We start from the raw sequence: 3,363 nt of genomic DNA on the forward strand, positions 1-3,363 counted from the left end.
TTAAAACTTTGGAGAGATATGTACAAATTTCAAGCGATCGCGTAAAAGGAGCAATAGCAACATTATGAAATATGGAATTGACTGCGGGCATGGTTGCCCGCCGGATACTGGCGCAAGTGGAGATGGGTACCAAGAAGATAAACTTACGCTTGCTGTCGGGCAACAAGTTACGGCTCAATTGCAGGCGCTGGGTCATGAAGTTGTTAATTGTCGTCCCAAATCTGCCGGTTCGGTAACAACTTCCTTGAGCCACCGCTGCGCCATCGCAAACAAACTAAAGGTGGATTTTTACGTGAGCATCCACTTTAATGCTTTCAATAAGCAAGCCCACGGCACCGAAGTTTTTGCGATAAGCAACCAGGGACGGGCTATAGCTCAAAAAGTGGTAGACGCAATCTGTTTTTTAGGATTTTTCGACCGTGGCGTGAAAGATGGCTCACATCTCTACGTTCTCAAGAATACGAACATGCCGGCGATTCTCGTAGAGTGCTGTTTCATTGACTCCAAAGCCGATATGAATTTATTTGACGCGGACAAGATGGCGACTGCGATTGTCAAAGGACTAACCGGGGAAACTGTACCCAGTCCAAAAACCCCCGTCGCTGACAAGTGGCAAGACTTTATCCAAGCGCTTAAAAGCACATCAATACAATATCCCCAATTGAAGGTAGCACAGTTAGCGCAAGCGATTGTGGAGTCAGGCAGGGGAACATCAAAGTTATTTTTACAACACAACAACCCCTATGGGCTTAAGTGGCGTCGGGAAATGAGCGCGATCGCACAAAGCGTTTCCTATCAAGCGCACGATGGGCTTGATAGCTACTGCAAGTTTGCGACTCTAGAGGATGCGGTGAAAGGTTACTGGCTTTTTATCGCCAGAGAACCATACCGGGGATGGGAGAAATATTCATCTTCTCCTAGGGAGTATTTGAGATTTATTGTTGATGCCGGTTATTGTCCCGATAAGGGCTATGTCAACAAGGTCGTTTCTGTGTTACCAGAAGCACAAAAACTATTATCGTAAATTCAGTAAAAACATGATTTCAAATGAGTTGATGGAAGCGCTAACTCGCATAAATAACCTCATCTTGCTCGGACAGGTGAGGCACCCCGCACGCTTTGCGCTGCTACTGGAAGAGTTAGCCGGTGATGCGTGGAATGAAGCTAGAAGATTGGGACAAGCCACTTGGGATGAGGCGGAAGATTTACAACCCGCAATTCGCATTGACCCGTGAACGGTGATAAGCTGTATTGACGTGTGACACGTCAATACAGGCTTTTATGAAAGGTGGGCGAACTTCGGGAACGTGGAAAAGTAGCAGCAAGTGGCAACATGGAGAAACCCAAACAATCCGTGTTCCTGCTGCACTTATTCCAGGAATTCTAGATTATGCTGTGTGGCTTGACGAACAAAACAAGTCCTCATTCGCCCAAGACGCAAAGGGCGATTTTTCTTGTAATTTGATATTACAAGCGATTGATAAATATATTGAGTGGAAGCGACAAAGCTACCACCCAAACCAGCATTCTAGAGAATTGAACATTAACACTCGCGCTTGGGATGAACTAAGAAAGTTTAGGGCAGCGGTGGAGAGGGGAGACATGGGGATTAAGAGTTGGGTGTTGGAGAATCGGGGGTTGGTGATTTTCTGCCAACCGCCTTTTTAATCACGCGATCTATCTGAGTCACGAGAGGCGGTTAGCAGAAAACCCCCTTGTAAAGATTAATTTCTCAATTGTCGAATTAACTGTTTAATCTCGTTGGGCGATTGTCCACGAGCTAGAGCATCCCTAACTAACTGCACTCGGTAACGGGCGACAACAGAGTGAATGTTACCACCGCCAATATGCAAGTGCTTAGTCCTTCCCGCCTCTTTATAGCTGTAGCGAAAATATTTCCTATCGCCTCTTGCTGTTCCCTTTGCCTTGTAAATATTGATCGCGGTTAGCGAATCATTTTTACTGGTTACATCTGAGACTAATGATTCTCTAACCGAATTATCTTCAAGGGTTAGCGAATCATTTTTACTGGTTACATCTGAGACTAATGATTCTCTAACCGAATTATCTTCAAGGGTTAGCGAATCATTTTTACTGGTTACATCCGAGACTAGTGATTCTGTAACCGAACTATCTTCTCTTGTTAGCGAATCATTAGTGTTGCTTGAGACTTCGGTAAAAGTTAGCGAATCAATAAATAAATTTGATTCGCTAACCGAGCATGGAATGCTTAAAGACAATACCTCTAATTTATCAACGGTGTAACGAAATTCGGCTTCAGCTTCACATGGTAGAGTCGCGGTAATTTCTACTACTGTTTCGCAGTTACCATCTGGATCGTAAATCTCGATTGAAAAATCAAAATGTCTGGCTTTTGACCTTCCAATTGTGCGATCGCGAATAACTTCAAATTCACCGCGCCAAGCCTTGTAACTTTTCTGCCAACGTCTAGGAATGGTTAGCGAATCATTCTGGCTAGGTTCAAAGGTGAACAATGCCAATTGTTCTGATGGTTGGTGCATAATTTATAATTCGAGGTTTTTGAAATTTGAGCTGCTTGTGACTGAGCAGCTTTTTTTATTCCCGTTTGGGTTGAAAGGGTTGTGTTAATAGTTCCCAAACAGATGGGGAATCAGAATATTTACCAAAGTCAGGGCATGACTCAGGTGTGGGGAATAGCTCATTCCATGTGGTTGTAGCTCCATACTCTCTTAGTAGGGCTTGATAATTACGCGGTTCTTCCCAGTAACGATGCTGCAAACAAGTGCGTAACCAGCCTTCTGGGTTGCCGGATTTGAGTTTTTCAAGTCCACCGCGTAACTTAAATATTGCCAAGCTTAATTTGATTTCATTCTCAGGTTTCTCTAATACTGCTGATTCTGTTTTGTTAAAAAAGAAACCTTCGCTTTGGAGTAGATCGTAGTTAGAAGAAGATAGCTGCTGCTTCTTAATCAGTGTTTCGGAGTTGTCAGCATTTGAGGTGGGTAAAACGTAAATTTGTTGTCGTTCTGGTAAGTTTTTTTTCGGGGTCAACCAGTCTAAGGGTCGGGTAATTATTTTGACAATTCGCCATGTGTATTGACGCAGAAGACTTACAACGCCACAGTCTATTAACTTGATCAGCGCATTTTTGAGGGTAGGGCGACAGTATGGCTTACCTCTATAGCGTTTGATCCAATCATTGAAGTCTGCTAAGTCTGGTTCTATTTCTTCAGTTTCGCCAAGCTTTGTAAGCCATTGCCAGAGAAGTTTAGCGGCTGGTGGGATGCTATTTGCTAGGCAGAATTCTTCGTGTTTGGGTGTCCAATCTGTCACACGAGAGACATTTTTGTTGCTATTAAATGGCATAATTAAGGGGAATCG

The 3,363-nt window shown here is 43.7% G+C and carries 5 protein-coding genes; 3 read left to right on the forward strand and 2 right to left on the reverse strand.

Features of this window, described 5'->3' with window-relative positions:
- The first annotated feature begins 64 nt into the window (after positions 1-64).
- Genes TOL9009_RS40915 through TOL9009_RS0129730 form a run of 3 tightly spaced genes read left to right on the forward strand, consistent with a single transcriptional unit; the run spans position 65 to position 1,668 of the window.
- Positions 65-1,024, forward strand: a complete 960-nt coding sequence (locus TOL9009_RS40915; protein ID WP_051503148.1) for an N-acetylmuramoyl-L-alanine amidase — start codon at positions 65-67, stop codon at positions 1,022-1,024.
- 13 nt (positions 1,025-1,037) lie between these two features.
- Positions 1,038-1,235, forward strand: a complete 198-nt coding sequence (locus tag TOL9009_RS0129725) for a hypothetical protein (protein ID WP_029637096.1) — start codon at positions 1,038-1,040, stop codon at positions 1,233-1,235.
- A gap of 46 nt (positions 1,236-1,281) precedes the next feature.
- The gene (locus TOL9009_RS0129730) at positions 1,282-1,668 is read left to right on the forward strand and encodes a hypothetical protein (protein ID WP_029637097.1); all 387 of its coding nucleotides are present in this window, start codon (positions 1,282-1,284) and stop codon (positions 1,666-1,668) included.
- Between the two features lie 56 nt (positions 1,669-1,724).
- Here the strand turns inward: TOL9009_RS0129730 and TOL9009_RS40920 are convergent, their stop codons facing one another.
- Positions 1,725-2,522: a hypothetical protein gene (locus TOL9009_RS40920; RefSeq protein WP_038298060.1), complete on the reverse strand. Its 798-nt coding sequence runs from the start codon at positions 2,520-2,522 to the stop codon at positions 1,725-1,727.
- Between the two features lie 55 nt (positions 2,523-2,577).
- The coding region (locus TOL9009_RS40925) for a hypothetical protein (protein WP_221928671.1) at positions 2,578-3,363 on the reverse strand (786 nt) is incomplete at its 5' end.

It is taken from the genome of [Scytonema hofmanni] UTEX 2349, from assembly GCF_000582685.1.
GTDB classification, from domain to species: Bacteria; Cyanobacteriota; Cyanobacteriia; order Cyanobacteriales; family Nostocaceae; genus Hassallia; species Hassallia hofmanni.

What these genes read in the sequence shown, in the direction of transcription:
- TOL9009_RS40915 (WP_051503148.1), top strand. Translation starts at nt 65, where the DNA reads ATGAAATATGGAATTGACTGCGGGCATGGTTGCCCGCCGGATACTGGC.
- TOL9009_RS0129730 (WP_029637097.1), top strand. Translation starts at nt 1,282, where the DNA reads ATGAAAGGTGGGCGAACTTCGGGAACGTGGAAAAGTAGCAGCAAGTGG.
- TOL9009_RS0129725 (WP_029637096.1), top strand. Translation starts at nt 1,038, where the DNA reads ATGATTTCAAATGAGTTGATGGAAGCGCTAACTCGCATAAATAACCTC.
- TOL9009_RS40920 (WP_038298060.1), bottom strand. Translation starts at nt 2,522, where the DNA reads ATGCACCAACCATCAGAACAATTGGCATTGTTCACCTTTGAACCTAGC.